Consider the following 15,412-nt stretch of genomic DNA (forward strand, 5'->3'; position numbering starts at 1 on the left):
TAGATCTCTTCTTAAGCATAATCTTCAGTTATTGCTAATGATGCAGGATTTTGAAGAATTTTTGAACGTAAACGGTAGGCAACGATTTTCTTCTTATATTGCTTGATTACATCCACATGTTCCTCATGGCTATATAGAGAAAACCTAATCTCTTTATTCCCTTTCTTCGTGTTAATAACGATCGGTGTTCCTTCCCCGTGCGGTGGGAAATAATGTTTATCTAAAAATAAAGCCTCATTAAATTCATGAATAACTTGTAGTTTCATTTCCCCCTCTATATTTTTTCCATTTATCGATATAGAGGTATTCTCTTCTTCAAGTTTTTGATGCAATTCAAATCTACTAATAATTGATTCTACAACAGAAGTTGGCATACTAGAAACTAGTACTTTAAGAGCTCCAAAAATAAATAATGTAACTATAAACCATGTTGTCATTTTCACCATCTCCATTACATTTTAAAATATAAATTTCGTTCCATAAGGTATAAATATACTAATGAGTATTCCGGTTACAATCATCGTCACCGAACCGATCGTCGCCTCTTTCTCGCCCTCCTTCACGAGACGGCTCACACCGATAATATGTGATGCGCATCCCATCCCCACTCCTTTTCCAATCGTACTTGTTATTCGGAAAAGCTTAAGTACTGTTGGTCCGATAATAGCACCTGTTATTCCTGCAACAACTACAAAACTAGAAGTCATAGATGGAATACCACCAATTTGATCCGCTAATGAAACGGCGATAGGCATCGTCGCTAATTGCGGCAGTGTTGTTAATATGAGCTCCTTATCTATATTTAACATCTCACCAATCACTACATTCATACTCGTTAAAGCCACTATACCTACCGCTACGCCGATAAGTATCGACAAAACGTTTTTCATAAGTATTTTTCGCTCTTTAAATAAAGGTATCGCTAACGCTACAATTGCAGGACTCAATAAACCGGAAAGAATATCTCCCCCATTTTCTCTATACTCATGATGAGAAATACCAAAAATCAGAAATAAGCAAATCATACTCGCTGTAACTGTTAACACCGGTAATGTAAATGGAAACGTAAATTTTTTATATAACTTTGTCGCGAATACATACATTACTACAGTAATAATAATTAAGACCATTTGCATCATGCACCTTGTCGATTTTATTTTTTTGATGTTACTAATAATTGACTTATATACCCTGAAACAATCAAAGTTACTACCGTGCTTGCAACTACTAAAAGGAATATAACACTCCCCTTACTGAAAAGAAAAGACCCATATTCCATCAGCCCTGTTGTCGAAGGAATTAGAAATAACGGTAAAAATATGATTAACTTTTCCGCACCTTCCTCAAACCACTTTAATGGTAAAATACGAGTAGAAAGGAGTAAAAACAGCATTAACACCCCTATTAAACTTCCCGGCATTGATAGATGGAATACTCCCTGAATCCACGTACCAACTATGCTAAATACATATAGCACGCCTACTTGAAGTAAAAGCGTCACGTACTTCATTTCTTTCCCTCATTTCAATATGCATCACTATTATGAAATCTCATTTAACGTTTCCGCAAACCTCGTAATTCCCAGCTGAATTTGTTCGACATCTACTCTCCCAAAAGTAAATCGAATATATTCACTTTTAGTACCTAAAACACTTCCCGGAACAAACGCTACACCATTTCGTATAGATTCACCTAATAAATGATATTCATCAAATGTTCCTTGCACTTTGCACCATAAATGTATTCCACCCTCTGGAACAAAAAATTCAACCTGGTCCCCCAATATTTCTTCAAGCTTTCTAATTAATGCATCTCTTCTTTCCTTCAATTGTCCACGAAGCATTGTAATATGTGCATGAAAATCTTCTGATTCTAAAAATTGATTTGCCACCCACTGCGTAAATACGCTATGGCCAAAATCAACTTGCTGCTTCGCATCTGCTAAACGTTCTATTACACGCGTAGGGCCAATTACCCAGCCAATACGTAATCCTGATGCAACAATTTTTGATAATGAACTTATATAAAGAACATTTCCGTTTTGATCCATTGATTTTAATGTTGGATTCACTTCTCCATTAAATGAAGTTAAACTATACGGATCATCTTCTACAATCGGTATCCCAAATTCAGAAGACAGTTCTAAAATCTTTTTACGTCTTGCTAATGAAAGCACAGTTCCCGTTGGATTTTGATAATCTGGATTCAAAAATACCATGCGAATACGATGCTTTTTATGCAAATCAATTAAATCATCTGGATTCATTCCATGCTGATCAACAGGTAAATGGAATATTTTTAAGCCAGCGGATTTAAACATCGGCAATGAGAAACAATACGAAGGGTCCTCAATTGCAATCGCATCGCCAGGTTTTAATAAGCATTGAACGATAAGATTAAGTGCCTGTTGTGCGCCAGATGTAATAAGGATAGAATTCGAATCTGCTTCAATTTGTTTATATTGCTGAACATGTGCTGCAATTGTTTTTCTCAACATTTCATTTCCAAGTGGATGGTCATAACCGAGGTTTTCCATAAATGTTTTCTCCGACAAAATCGTTCGGAATCTATCACTCGGAATCAATTCTGGTGACAATTCACCACTCGCTAAATTAATTAAGTCGTCTTTTTGTGTTTCCGTTCGAATTTGTTGAACGAGTGGTACATTAGGTAAGAACGATCCATCCTCAACGTACCTACCCCAGTTCGGTATTCGTTTATGTGAAACACCCCATATGTCTGTATTTACCCGTGTCCCACTTCCTTTTTGCCGTTCTACTACTCCAAGTGATTTTAATTCTTCATATGCAGCTACTATCGTACTTCGGTTCACTTGTAATTCTTTCGCTAACGTACGCTCAGAAGGTAACTTGCTGTCAGAAGGAAACTCACCTGAAGAAATACCCCTTTCCATATAATCCGCTATTTGTTTATATACAGGCGTCTTATCTGCACGATTTGGTTTCCATTCCACCTTATTGCCCCTCTCAAAACGAAATATACTTGATTTCCTAATAACAGTATTGACTGTAATAATAGTATTAATTAAGTGCATGATTTAAAAATCTTTCTACCGTCATATTAAAGCTAGTCGGCTGTTCTAAATAAGGTAAGTGTCCACTATTTTTAAACTCAATAAAAGTTGTATTTTTCAAACGTCTTTCAAACTCTCTTACATATTTCTCGGGAACGAAATCATCATTTTCCCCTCTTATAATTAAAGTAGGACATGAAATATTTGAAAGAAACGGTCTTTGATCATAATCTACTAATTCAGCAAATAATCTTTGAATATGCACCGAATTAATAGACTGTAAAGATTGATAAAATCCCCTAACAATTACTTCATTATTTGCTACTCCCATCGCCTTCAATAATGTATCCGCCCATGTTTTTCCATTATCGTGTAAGCTAAGTAAATCATATACTTCAATTCGTTCTTTTCGATCTTCAGGATCCAAATAGGGACATGCATTTACAACAATTAAACTGGAAACAAAGCCTGGATATTGAATAGCAAAATCGATACCGACTCTAGCTCCTTTTGAAAGACCACACATAACTACTTTTTGTAGCTTTAAATAACTGCATAACTCATACAAAACATTTGCATATTCTTTAAAAGGAATTTCCAGCCCTTCAGATTTCCCATGCCCCGGTAAATCAAGAGAGATCACCGTCCAATTCTCTTTGAAATATTGCCTTTGATATAGCCAATTGTTTGCGTTCCCACCAAGACCGTGTAATAACAATATAACAGGGCCCGATCCTTCTATATTGTAAGAAATTTTCCGATTCTTATATTCAAAATACATATTCATCACCTTCAGCTATAACGTCACTTACTCTTATCTTTGAATGAATATATCCAAAATGGTTCCTTTTCTAACCACTCTACTGTTTCCGGTACACCTTCTTTATACTCTCTTTTTAGTTCCGTTACTTTCGTCGCAAATTGTGATGCATGTGCTTGCAATGCCTCTAACTTTTTGGGAACATATTCTTTCACTTCATTTTTAAAATGTGGAGGACCTATTTCCGCTTCATGATTCTTCGAAAAAGCTACCGCATAAAATGTTGGCCTTTTATATTCCGGAATATTAGATAACGCCTCTGCTACCGCTTCTCCTGTTGCATCATGATCTGGATGAACCGCATATCCCGGAGAAAAAGAAATGACTAACGAAGGATTCACTTCTTCTACACATTTTTGTATTACACGTCTTAACTCTCCGGGAGTTTCAAATTCAAGAGTTTTATCACGATATCCCATCATACGTAAATCTTTAATCCCTAAAATATTTGTAGCCCTCTTTAGTTCCTTCTCTCTTATAACATTTAATGATTCACGTGTTGCAAAAGGAGGATTCCCCATCGTTCTCCCCATTTCACCTAACGTTAAGCAAACATAAGTAAGAGGAACATTTCGCTGCGCATAAGCTAAAATTGTACCTGCCACGCAATATGACTCATCATCTGGATGCGGAAAAACAATTAATACGTGGCGTTCATTTTTTATCAAAATCATACTCCTCCATCATATACAATATTAACCTTTTTCTTTCAAAACTATTAAATCACTACCGCATACCACGTTACCCCAACAAGTAGTACAAAAAGAAGGAGAATATAAATAGTTGATAAGTTTTTCACATTTCTCTTTGTAGACTTGCCGTAATTCTCCTCCACATTTCGTGCAACTAGCACGGTCCCAAACAGCGATACAATTACAATAATAACCACTAGTGAAATTGCAAAACTCATTGTATCTTCACCTCTCTAAAGACAATCTATTTTAATAAAGAACTTCCTCTTTAAAACGTTAATAACATACTACCTTTCTTCTCTTATCATAATGTATGTTTGCCAAAAACGGACCAACCACTTTTGTGTTTTTTTGCTCATCCACTTTGAAAAATAAAAAGCAACTGATCACTTTGGACTCAGTTGCTTTTCACAAGATAAATTATTTTCTTTTTTTATTTGAAATTAATTCGATTTAAAAGTTTAGTCTTTTCATAATGAAACATCGATTGAGATAACTCGAAAATTGTCCCGTTTACAAGACATACTGTATTTTCAATAAGAAGCGCCGGATCACCTTCATTTAATTCTAACAGCTGCGCGTTTTCTTTATTTACTTTTTCACAACTAATAACTTTATCGGCAAAGCCAATATTTAATCGTAAATCTTCAATGAAATAACTGTATACAGAGCTTAATGCTATTTCTTTATTCAAATATGGAATAATATCTTTTTTGAAATAACTTACTTCAATAGAGAACGGTTTACCATCTACAATTCTTAAACGCTTCAAAAAATATATCCTAGTTTCAGCTTCGCATTGCATCCGCTTTGCTATATCTTCGTCCGCATCTATTACTTCAAGCTCTAACACTTTCGTTTCAATATTTTGCGAAACGAGATTTTTCGTTAATCCACGTAAACTTCCTAAATTAATGTAATCTGTTACAGAAGTTTCGCGTAAAAACATACCACTACCTTGCACTTGAAAAATATAACCTCTATTTACAAGCTGACTAATTACTTTACGTATCGTATTACGGCTTACTTCAAACCGATTCATCAAAGCTTCTTCTGTAGGTAGTTTTTTCGTTTCATTAAAAAGCCCATCTCGAATGTTTTGCTCTAACACATCTGCAATTTGTTTATACTTTGCACTCATACACTTTCTCCTAAAATACTCTTTTATCTGTTATAACTCTTCTCCTCTCGTTTCGATCACATGTTTATACCAATGAAACGAAAGTTTTTTCTTACGTTTTAAGTTATCATTATGATCGACAAAAATAAAGCCATATTGCTTTTTATACCCATTTAACCAACTTAATAAATCAATCACTGACCATGCATAATAACCTTTTAAATTGATTCCCTCTTCAATTGCACGCTTTATTACTTTTAAATGCTCTTCAATAAATTTAATTCTCGGAACATCTACAACTTCTCCTTCAATGATTGGATCTTCATCACCAAGTCCATTTTCCGTTACATACATCTTTATGTCACCGTAACGCTCTTTCAACATATGCAATCCATCTAAGAAACCTTCGGGAGATATTTCCCATCCCCATTTTGTATATGTTTTATCATCCATTTTTACTGTGCGATAAAAACCATCAAAAGAAGGATTACCTGGAGCAAGTGTTGAGTTTTCTCGAGAATGCTCATCGCTCTTTATATCCATATCGTATCTTTCTACTCGTATTGGTTGATAATAATTCAAGCCAATAAAATCATTCTTTTCGGCATTTTGTTTAATGATTTCTAATTCTTCAACCGTCCAATTAGGAGTCCACCCTTTTTCCTTTAATTGTTGAACAACATAAGGTGGATACTCACCTTTTAAAACTGGATCATAATACCAATACGTTTCATATTCATTCGCATGATTTGCTGCTAGTATATTTTCTTTTTCATCATCCACACTATAAGCAGGTAAGAAAACATGTGTAATCCCAATCTCCCCATATTGTTTCAGCTGCTTGTACACCGCAACTGTTTTCGCATGCGCATAAAATACATAATGAGTCGCTTGAAAATACTTTGGAACATCATTTTGTATTCCTGGTGGATGTGCACCTTTTAAATAGCCTAATCCACAAAACATTACTGTTTCATTAAAAGTAATCCAATGTTTCACTCTATCACCAAATGCCTTAAAGCAAATTTCGGCATACTTTACAAAAGCATCTGCTGTTCGTTTATTCGTCCACCCACCATCCTTTTCTAACGGTAATGGTAGATCCCAATGATATAAAGTGACAAACGGTACAATCCCGTACTTTAAACATTCATCAATTAAATTGTTATAAAATTTAATGCCTTTTTCATTTACCTCTCCATCTCCAGTCGGCAATATTCTCGCCCAAGAAATCGAAAAACGATACGATTCCAATCCCATCTCAGCCATTAAACGAACATCTTCCTTATATCGATGATAATGATCAACCGCTACATCACCATTTGTTCCATTGTATGTTTTGCCAGGAATTTTTGAAAACTCATCCCAATTCGTAACACCTTTTCCATCCTCATTCCATGCACCTTCTACTTGATAAGAAGCTGAAGCAGCCCCGAATAAAAAATCATGTGGAAACTTCATAGTATATACCTCCATTTCATTAGAATAAATCAAATTCATTATTACATATTAAATTTATAGGTACAAATTTAAATGATTATTAAGTTTCTGTTTTTCACTATAATAGAACATAGCATTCACACCATTTACAAAAAAAGAACCTATAAAGGTCCTTTTTCAAATTGTGCAACGCAGACTATATTGATTATCTTAAAGTTTATACTAATGATAAATGTTAACAAACTTATTCTTCAATAATGAATTGTGAAATTAGCATTTCTAAATTTTCGACTTTCTTTTTCATTTCATTAGATTTCGTCGTTATTTCTTGAATCAATGTGGCTTGTGCTTGAATTGATTGTACCGTTCGATTCGTTTCTTGTGCGACTTGTGTTGCAGTTTCAGAAACTATTGATAAAGAGGCATTCACTTCTTCTGTCCCAGCAGACATTTCTTCTGTGGCAGCAGACACTTCTTGAATTTGGGACGTTATTCTATTAATATCTTGCATAATAGATGAAAATGCGAGTTCTGCCTTATATGCTGCTTCTTTACCACCACTAACCTGTTGATGACCTTTTTTCATTACATGAACTGTATCCTGTGTATCTTGATGTATAAAACGTAATAAATTATTTATATCATTTACAGACGTTTTAGATTTCTCAGCCAGACCTCTTACTTCAGCTGCAACTACTGCAAATCCTTTTCCATTTTCTCCGGCGCGTGCTGCCTCAATTGCAGCATTTAAGGCCAGTAAATTCGTTTGTTCTGCAATATTAGTAATAATATCTAGCGCTTCTTCAATTTGTTGTGTACGTGTAACAAGTCTATCAATGACCTTAGAAGTTTCTTCGACAACTTCATTCACACTATTCATTTGACGAATAGATTGTTTTATAACTTCACTACCAGCATTTGCTTGGTCTATTGTTGCAACAGCAACTTCAGCAACCATCGCTGAAGATTCAGCTACTGTTTGAACTCCAGTTGCAATTTCTTCCATCGCAGTTGAACTTTCTTGAATACTAGTCACTTGTCCCTCTATTTCTTTATTTATTTCAGAAGTAGTTCGAACAACCTCGTTTGATATATTTGCTGCCGTTTTTGTCTCTTGTAACATATTTTCAGTTGAAATAATCACTTCTTTTGCTGTAACCTTCACCTGACCGACTAATTGTTGCAAGTTATCTAACATACTATTAAAGGATTGTACAATATGGCCTAATTCGTTCTCGGATTTATAAGAAGTTCGAATTGTTAAATCTCCAGCAGATACTCGTTCCATATCTTTTTGTAATAATACAATTGGTTTTTTTATAACATTTTTTATTATAAAACCAATAAAAATAATTATTATGATTCCAACAAATGAAATAATTACAAATGTTATTATTGTATTTTTCACACTATTTATATTCTCTTTTTGTAGTTGTTCAGCCGCGGTATTATTATATAAAATAAGTTCACGGATAGACTGAATTGTTTTTCCCATATTAGGCTCAATTTCTTTTAAATAATAGCTATAGGCTTCTTCATTATTAGTCAGTCCCAAGTCCTGTGCTTTCTTCATTTGTATTCTTAAATCTTTGAATTGACTTTGAAATGCATTATACAAGCCCTTTTCTTTATGAGAACTAATTCTAGTTTCAAATTGTTTTAATAACTCATCATTTTCTTTCCTAGTCTTATCCATTTCTGTTATTAGTTCTTTCATTCTTTTTTCATCTTTCGATATCATAATCTCCATAAAATTCATATTAACATGGTAAAAATTTGATTCTACAGTTCCTATCCATTCAATTGGTAATAGCCTTTCGTCATACATACTAGAAGATGTATTTTCACCTTTTTGAAGCCCTAAAAACCCCAGAGAAGATAACATGATACAAGCCAAACTCGATATAATGACTAACACATTTAATTTCGTTCCAATTTTACTATTTTTAATAAAAGACAATAAATCCACCTCATCTGTATATTATACTTATATGTTTTATATTACAATAATAATCGACATTTATCGACAATTTTCTCATGTCGATTTTATAACTGCATTAAATTATTATATAAACCTATTCAAAGAACTTTGATTCTCATAATATCAAATACTAAAAAGTCTTATGGGAATTCCACAAGACTTTTAATAGCGTTACATTGTTTCTATGAAATTATGGTGAAACTTAAAGTGACTTATTAGTTCTTATAACTTCTTGATAGAGAATCGGTGACCACTTATCACTAACATAATCTTGGATCACCCAACCAACTCTTTTTGGATTCTCTTGTTTAATATATGCCGCAATTTCGGGATTTATATAAGAGGCATAATAATATGGGCTATTCCATGCTGTACCACCAGAAGACAAGCTTGTAAAATTAACATATAGATGATTTAAATCCTCACTATTGTTCATCGTTTCATTGATCGTATCTTTAATAGATTTTACTTTCACATCATAACTCACTTTATATTTATCTTGTACTGTTACATTTACATTTTGATTTACAGTTGTCGTAAACGTCTCATTATCTGGCCAATAAAAATTATTATATCCTCCAGATTCATTACTACCACTATATCTTTTTAGTAGTACAATTTTCCCTCGAGCATCTCCAAGTTTTATATTTCCTTCTGTTTTTAAAAAGATAGGATCAACAAAATATTTTTTTTCAAACGTATTACTAAAGGAACCTTCTGCCCCTTTCATATCCTCATACTCTTTTTTTAAAGACATAATAATTGTTTCACTTGGGTTATCTTTTAAAAATTGTTTCGCTTCGTTTATGAATTCATGCAGTGTTACATAAAGGTATAATGGCCCATGATGAAGAACTATCGTATTATCATCTGTTAAACGGCCTCTTATATCAAAAATGCGAGCTCCATGATCCATTTGATAACGAAAATCATACTCTTGCGTCATTCCCCATACTTGCTTTATTGGATTTTGTAATTTGAACGTACCACTATCATGTGTTCCTGGAATTGAAATTCGTGCTAACGGGATGTTATCAGGTATAGGTTGCATCCATTTTGACCAATTTTCAAGTTCAATAACAGAGCTAGCTGCAACGACTTGCTTATCATGTAAAGCAAATACAGATGTGATAAATATCATACTACATATGAATAATTTCAAAATAAACTTCTTATTGCTCATTATTCTTCCTCCTTTTTCCCTTTTATATCAAACTTATTGAATATAATATAATCTGGTGAGTAAAAAATAAATAACATTTCATCAATATGAAATATTGCATAGAAGTAAAGTTAAAAAATCATTCACATATACTGAATTAGAAAAATTTAAAGGAACTTCATCTGAAGTTCCTTTCGTTTATTTTATATTCAATATATATGAACCATCTTTATTCTCATACTTATAAACATATAAATAATATTTACCTGGCTTTGCATTATAAGTTCCTTTAACTACATTCCCTTCATTTTCACCATATGCTACATAGTTGTTTAAATCTGATTCATGATGAAGTACCCATGTCATTCCAATGTTTTGTTCATTTAGTAGAGAAATATTAATATTTTCTGGTGAGTCAATTTGGAAAGTAAATACATCTACATTATCCCTATTATGTAGCGTTCCTTTCACCGGTGTATGAATGTTAACTTTATTTGCCTGTCTAGGCTCATTATTTGGTTCATTTTCTGTTACTTGTAACTCATTCCCACCGTTTGGTTTTCTTTGTCCATACCCTAAGTTTACTAGTATAGACTTCAAATCTGGTAAAACACCAATTTTATCTAAATATGGATCTTTAGATTTTGTTCCTGTGTTGTGGTTGCTTAATATTGCTCTTAGTTCACTTGGTCTATATGGTTGTCCTAAATTTTCTTTAGCAATGCTTTGTACTAAAGTCGCTGCTCCGGCAATAATAGGCGAAGCACTCGATGTGCCACTAAAGCTAGATGTATAAAGATTTACAGCACTTCGACTTTGCTCAGCTGTAGTTGTATCTACGTTTTCTCCCCAGCCATACACATCAATACGGCTTCCATAATTCGAAAACCACATGCGCTCGTGAGGGAAAGATGAAGAGCCCGCTCCTACCATAATTGCACCTGAATCTTTAAAATCTTTACTATTGCGATTTAAAATTTGTTTACCATTTCTATCTTTAAATTGATCTAAATCATTCCAACCATTTGCTCCAGCCTCTATAATGACAACACCTTTATCTGTACCAGCACGAATTGCATCAAAGATATCTGGTTGTACTTCAACAGGTAAATATTTATCACCATATCCATCAAAGGAAGCTTGTGCCTCTAATAATAAAACATCCCCAGCTTCTAAATGATTTACAGCACTTAATATTGCATCAGCTGTATTATACTGTCCGTTATCTCTTATTTGAGAAATCACCTTTGCTTTCGCTTTTGGCGCAATCCCAATATTCCCAACTTCATTGTCCTCAGAGGATACAATTCCTAGTACAGACGTCCCATGGCCGACATGTTGATCTATATTTATTCCAGACATTAATTCAATATTTTGATGTACTAAATCCTCATGATTTAATAACCAACCATATTCCATATCAACAAAAGTTATACCATTTCCATTTCCACCTTGAACTCCCCAGGCAAAAGACGCATTAATACCGTATGGGGCTGCTTCAAGATATCCTTGTTTTTTAAATCTAGGATTATTATTAGGATTAAGAGATACATTTGATGGTTGTACTTCTGGTGGCGTTATTTTTTCTTGTTTCTTCATATACACATCTTCTATTAAAGAAGATGCCTTTAGCTTATCTACTAGTTCTTCTTCATGCCCACTATTTTGATTTCGAAGAATATAGTAGTTTAATAAACTTGTAGATACATTATTAGGTGCTTTCACTTCAAGGTCTTGTATTTCTTCTGGACTTACAGATGTAAATAAACGAGTAAATGTTGCATCTGGATATTCTACCAAAAGATCTTCTAGTACTTTGTCACTTGCTTGATCTTGTATCTGTTTTTCAATACCATCTTCATATGGCAATTTCAAATCTGCTCTAAATTTTACAATGATTTGCTTACCTGCTTCTTGCTCTATTCCTAATTTACCCTGCTGTTCTATAGAATCAGCATTTACAATATTGACAATACCTCCTATTCCTAAACATATTGAAATGATTACAACTGAAACAGATATTCTTTTAAATATATTCATTACATCACTCCTCCAATTGACAAACTATTAAATCATTATATTAATCTATAATGATTTAATTTCTATAACATATAAAGTTATCCTTCTACTAAATAGATTATAGTAATCAGCAATATGAACTTCAATGTATTTTCATATGCAATATTTCATATTCGGACTCTAAACTAACTAAATAAGAAACTTATAATGATTATTTATTTTATACGTGCTAATATACTTATATTAAAATATTATACATATAAATTCTGAACTACATTACTTAACTGTTTCACCTTATTTTTCCTAGGAGGATTTACAATGAAATTATTAAAAATAAAACATATAATCCCTTTATCTGCAGCTGCAATTACATTCGTATGTCATCAAAGTACAGCTGAAGCTTCTACCATTCACACAGTAAAAAAGAATGATACACTTTGGGGCATTAGTAAACAATACGGCGTTTCAATACAATCCATTAAACAGGCTAATAATAAAGGAAACGATCAAACTTTCATTGGCGAACAGTTAAATATTCCAGGGTCCACGAACTCAAATGAAATTACCGTTCGTCAAAACGTCAAACCTGCAAACATTTCTGGACAAATTATTTATCAAGTACAACAGGGAGATTCATTAGAAACGATAGCAAAGCGTTACAATGTTACCGTTCAATCTATAAAACAAATCAACAATACAGTCGGAAACAAACTTTATACGGGACAACATTTGAAAATTAACTCAAGCATTTCAGAAAAAGAAAAAGACTTAATGGCACGCTTAGTTACCGCTGAAGCAGGTGGCGAATCCTATAAAGGTAAAGTGGCTGTAGCAAAAGTTATACTAAATCGTGTAAACGCAAAAGGTTTTCCAAATACAATAACAGGCGTTATTTATGAACCTATTAAACACGGATATGCATTTACTCCTGTTACAGATGGAAGAATTAATCATCCTGCGAGCCCAGAAGCAAAAATGGCAGTAGAAGAGGCTATCTCCACAAATGGAATACATTCTGATTGGCTTTATTTCTATAACCCAAAAACATCAACAGACAAATGGATTACGACACGTCAAACAGTAGCAGTAATCGGTAACCATGTCTTCGCTAAATAAGATTTGAAATCATTAACAGACCTCTTCACTTTAAAGGTCTGTTTTTTATATCTAAGATTTTATTAATCATATGACATAGTGATCCTTTAAAACCATTTCTTCTTTCAAATAAAAACATTTGTATTTACTTCACCCATCGGAGAAATTAAAAAAGCATCAAGTTCAAAAACTCTCTCTTTATTAATAAAAGCTATTTCTTAACTTCATAAAATTGTTATACACTAGAAAAATAAAAAACAAACTATTCGTTAGCAGGTGAAAGAAAATGTATGATGTTACAATTATCGGTGCTGGAGTAAGTAGCATTTTTATGGCTTATTCACTGGCTAAAAGTAACAAAAAGGTTTTAATTCTTGATAAAGGTAAAGCGCTAGAAGATCGCCATTGTCCTTTAGACGAAGGAAAAGTGTGTACTTGTACTACATGTGATAAATATTTTGGGTTTGGTGGTTTAGGAAAATCTGAAGGGAAATTTAATTATACAAACGGATTTGGCGGAGAACTTGAGCAAAAAGTCGGTAAAGAAGGCTTTATACAACTTATGGCTGAAGTAGATGAAATTCTATGTCAGTTCGGAGGAAGTTCTGTTTCAAAATACTCTACAGAAAATCCAAATCTCAATAAGAGAGCTGAAACGTGTGGTTTACAAATGCTAACAACAGAAGTAAGACATCTTGGTACTACCCTTTCAAGTGACATTTTTCAGCAGCTCTATGAATTTTTACTTACGAAAATAAATATACAATTTCATATAGATGTACAACACATTATGAAACAGAAAGATCATTTTACAATAGAGACAAATGAAGGAACAGTTCAATCTAAGCAACTAGTATTTGCAACTGGGCGTTCTGGAGCGGATTGGTTAAAAAAAATGTGCACTTCTCTCAATATTTCTCAGGAGCAAACTCGTGTAGATTTAGGGATTAGAGTAGAGATGAACGAACACCAATTACGTTCTATATTAAAAGATACATTTGAGACAAAACTTTCTTATGAGCATGAACACTTCACCGCAACTACATACTGTATGAATCCAAAAGGACGCATCATTAGAAAGTACGAAGAAGGTTTAGTTATGCCTGACGGTCAAAATTTTCGAGAGGAAGGAACTGGCACACCTAACTTAAATTTCACTTTATTTATCCCGCGCTATTTTTCAACTCTCAAAGAAGCAAATGTATACGCAAGTTCAATTATTAAAAGCATTAACCAAGGACAAGATCGAATTGTTATACAGCGCTTAGAGGACTTACTAAATAAACAACCTACAACAGAGAACGGCATGAAACATAACCGTATACAGCCTACACTACAAGGAGATTATGGAGATTTGAATACAGAAATTCCTCGATTATATATTGAAGGGCTTAAAGAATTTTTATTACGTTTAGAACAATTTATCCAGGAACCGATCGATAAAGATACTTTATTATATGGAATTGACGGAAAGTTCTATGCTCCTACGATAAAAACCAATAACCATTTTGAAACAAGTGTGCATGGGCTATTTTTAGTTGGAGATTGTTCAGGCGTCACTCATTCATTATCTCAAGCTGCTGCAAGTGGGTTGTATGTTGGAAAATATTTATCTCATATTTAATTTCTTTCATTAAGATAGCAATCAAATATTTTAACTTCCATAACGCTTTATTTATGTACCTTGTCTTTCCAACGCTAATGATTATCCCGCCAAGAATCGGGATTTCACGAGATACATATGTAACATAACTATGTATGGTAAAACTATCGACATTCAATTCTAACAAATTGAATGTCAACAGTTTTAAAAGCCTCTATTCATTTCCACTTTCATTTGTTCGATATTTTGTAACATCATCATAGTGTTTAATATGTTAGGATGTCTATAAGTATTTTTTACTACAACTATGACTTTTTCTGTTCTGTTTCACAAAATAGATTTGTGCTTTAAAATTCCCCATTGTACGTATATGAATACTTCATATTATTACCTTTAGAAACCATTAAATGGTTCATTACACTCTAATAGTTATGAAAATATAATAT

At 33.3% G+C, this 15,412-nt stretch carries 14 protein-coding genes; 2 read left to right on the forward strand and 12 right to left on the reverse strand.

All coding sequences use genetic code 11. The features are described from left to right. Positions 1 to 11: 11 nt before the first annotated feature. From JDS82_RS00215 to JDS82_RS00270, 12 genes are all read right to left on the reverse strand, one after another. Entirely contained in the window at positions 12 to 437 is a 426-nt protein-coding gene (locus JDS82_RS00215; RefSeq protein ID WP_000214627.1) for a YfmQ family protein, read from the reverse strand. Positions 438 to 458: 21 nt separating this feature from the next. Continuing rightward, positions 459 to 1,130, reverse strand: coding sequence for an LrgB family protein (locus tag JDS82_RS00220; protein ID WP_000242956.1), 672 nt, complete (start codon positions 1,128 to 1,130; stop codon positions 459 to 461). Between the two features lie 23 nt (positions 1,131 to 1,153). Beyond that, positions 1,154 to 1,510, reverse strand: coding sequence for a CidA/LrgA family holin-like protein (locus JDS82_RS00225; protein WP_199712493.1), 357 nt, complete (start codon positions 1,508 to 1,510; stop codon positions 1,154 to 1,156). A 30-nt stretch (positions 1,511 to 1,540) separates the two neighbouring features. Further along, on the reverse strand, positions 1,541 to 2,974 hold the full coding sequence (gene pdxR / locus JDS82_RS00230) for a MocR-like pyridoxine biosynthesis transcription factor PdxR (RefSeq protein ID WP_071742789.1): 1,434 nt from the start codon (positions 2,972 to 2,974) through the stop codon (positions 1,541 to 1,543). Between the two features lie 67 nt (positions 2,975 to 3,041). After that, positions 3,042 to 3,815 carry an alpha/beta fold hydrolase gene (locus JDS82_RS00235; protein WP_199712494.1) on the reverse strand — a complete coding sequence of 258 codons (774 nt, stop codon included), beginning with the start codon at positions 3,813 to 3,815 and terminating at the stop codon, positions 3,042 to 3,044. A gap of 23 nt (positions 3,816 to 3,838) precedes the next feature. Beyond that, entirely contained in the window at positions 3,839 to 4,519 is a 681-nt protein-coding gene (bshB2, locus tag JDS82_RS00240; protein ID WP_199712645.1) for a bacillithiol biosynthesis deacetylase BshB2, read from the reverse strand. Between the two features lie 53 nt (positions 4,520 to 4,572). Further along, complete coding sequence (locus JDS82_RS00245) at positions 4,573 to 4,764, reverse strand: hypothetical protein (protein ID WP_000006469.1); 192 nt, start codon at positions 4,762 to 4,764, stop codon at positions 4,573 to 4,575. Positions 4,765 to 4,979: 215 nt separating this feature from the next. Continuing rightward, positions 4,980 to 5,687 (reverse strand): GntR family transcriptional regulator, encoded by a 708-nt coding sequence (locus tag JDS82_RS00250; protein ID WP_001274905.1) that lies wholly within the window; start codon positions 5,685 to 5,687, stop codon positions 4,980 to 4,982. A 30-nt stretch (positions 5,688 to 5,717) separates the two neighbouring features. Further along, a complete protein-coding gene (locus JDS82_RS00255; RefSeq protein ID WP_000671623.1) occupies positions 5,718 to 7,127 on the reverse strand; it encodes a glycoside hydrolase family 1 protein in 1,410 nt (469 codons plus the stop codon). Between the two features lie 223 nt (positions 7,128 to 7,350). Next, positions 7,351 to 9,066 (reverse strand): methyl-accepting chemotaxis protein, encoded by a 1,716-nt coding sequence (locus tag JDS82_RS00260; RefSeq protein ID WP_199712495.1) that lies wholly within the window; start codon positions 9,064 to 9,066, stop codon positions 7,351 to 7,353. Positions 9,067 to 9,289: 223 nt separating this feature from the next. After that, the gene (locus JDS82_RS00265) at positions 9,290 to 10,270 is read right to left on the reverse strand and encodes a phosphatidylinositol-specific phospholipase C (RefSeq protein WP_064469400.1); all 981 of its coding nucleotides are present in this window, start codon (positions 10,268 to 10,270) and stop codon (positions 9,290 to 9,292) included. A 177-nt stretch (positions 10,271 to 10,447) separates the two neighbouring features. Continuing rightward, positions 10,448 to 12,289, reverse strand: a complete 1,842-nt coding sequence (locus JDS82_RS00270) for a S8 family peptidase (protein ID WP_001020066.1) — start codon at positions 12,287 to 12,289, stop codon at positions 10,448 to 10,450. 297 nt (positions 12,290 to 12,586) lie between these two features. Between JDS82_RS00270 and JDS82_RS00275 the strand changes: the two genes are divergently transcribed. Next, positions 12,587 to 13,384 carry a cell wall hydrolase gene (locus tag JDS82_RS00275; RefSeq protein WP_064470351.1) on the forward strand — a complete coding sequence of 266 codons (798 nt, stop codon included), beginning with the start codon at positions 12,587 to 12,589 and terminating at the stop codon, positions 13,382 to 13,384. Between the two features lie 265 nt (positions 13,385 to 13,649). Beyond that, entirely contained in the window at positions 13,650 to 14,987 is a 1,338-nt protein-coding gene (locus JDS82_RS00280; protein WP_199712496.1) for an NAD(P)/FAD-dependent oxidoreductase, read from the forward strand. Positions 14,988 to 15,412 lie beyond the last annotated feature (425 nt).

The organism is Bacillus cereus group sp. N14 (assembly GCF_016483555.1).
Classification (GTDB): domain Bacteria; phylum Bacillota; class Bacilli; order Bacillales; family Bacillaceae_G; genus Bacillus_A; species Bacillus_A wiedmannii.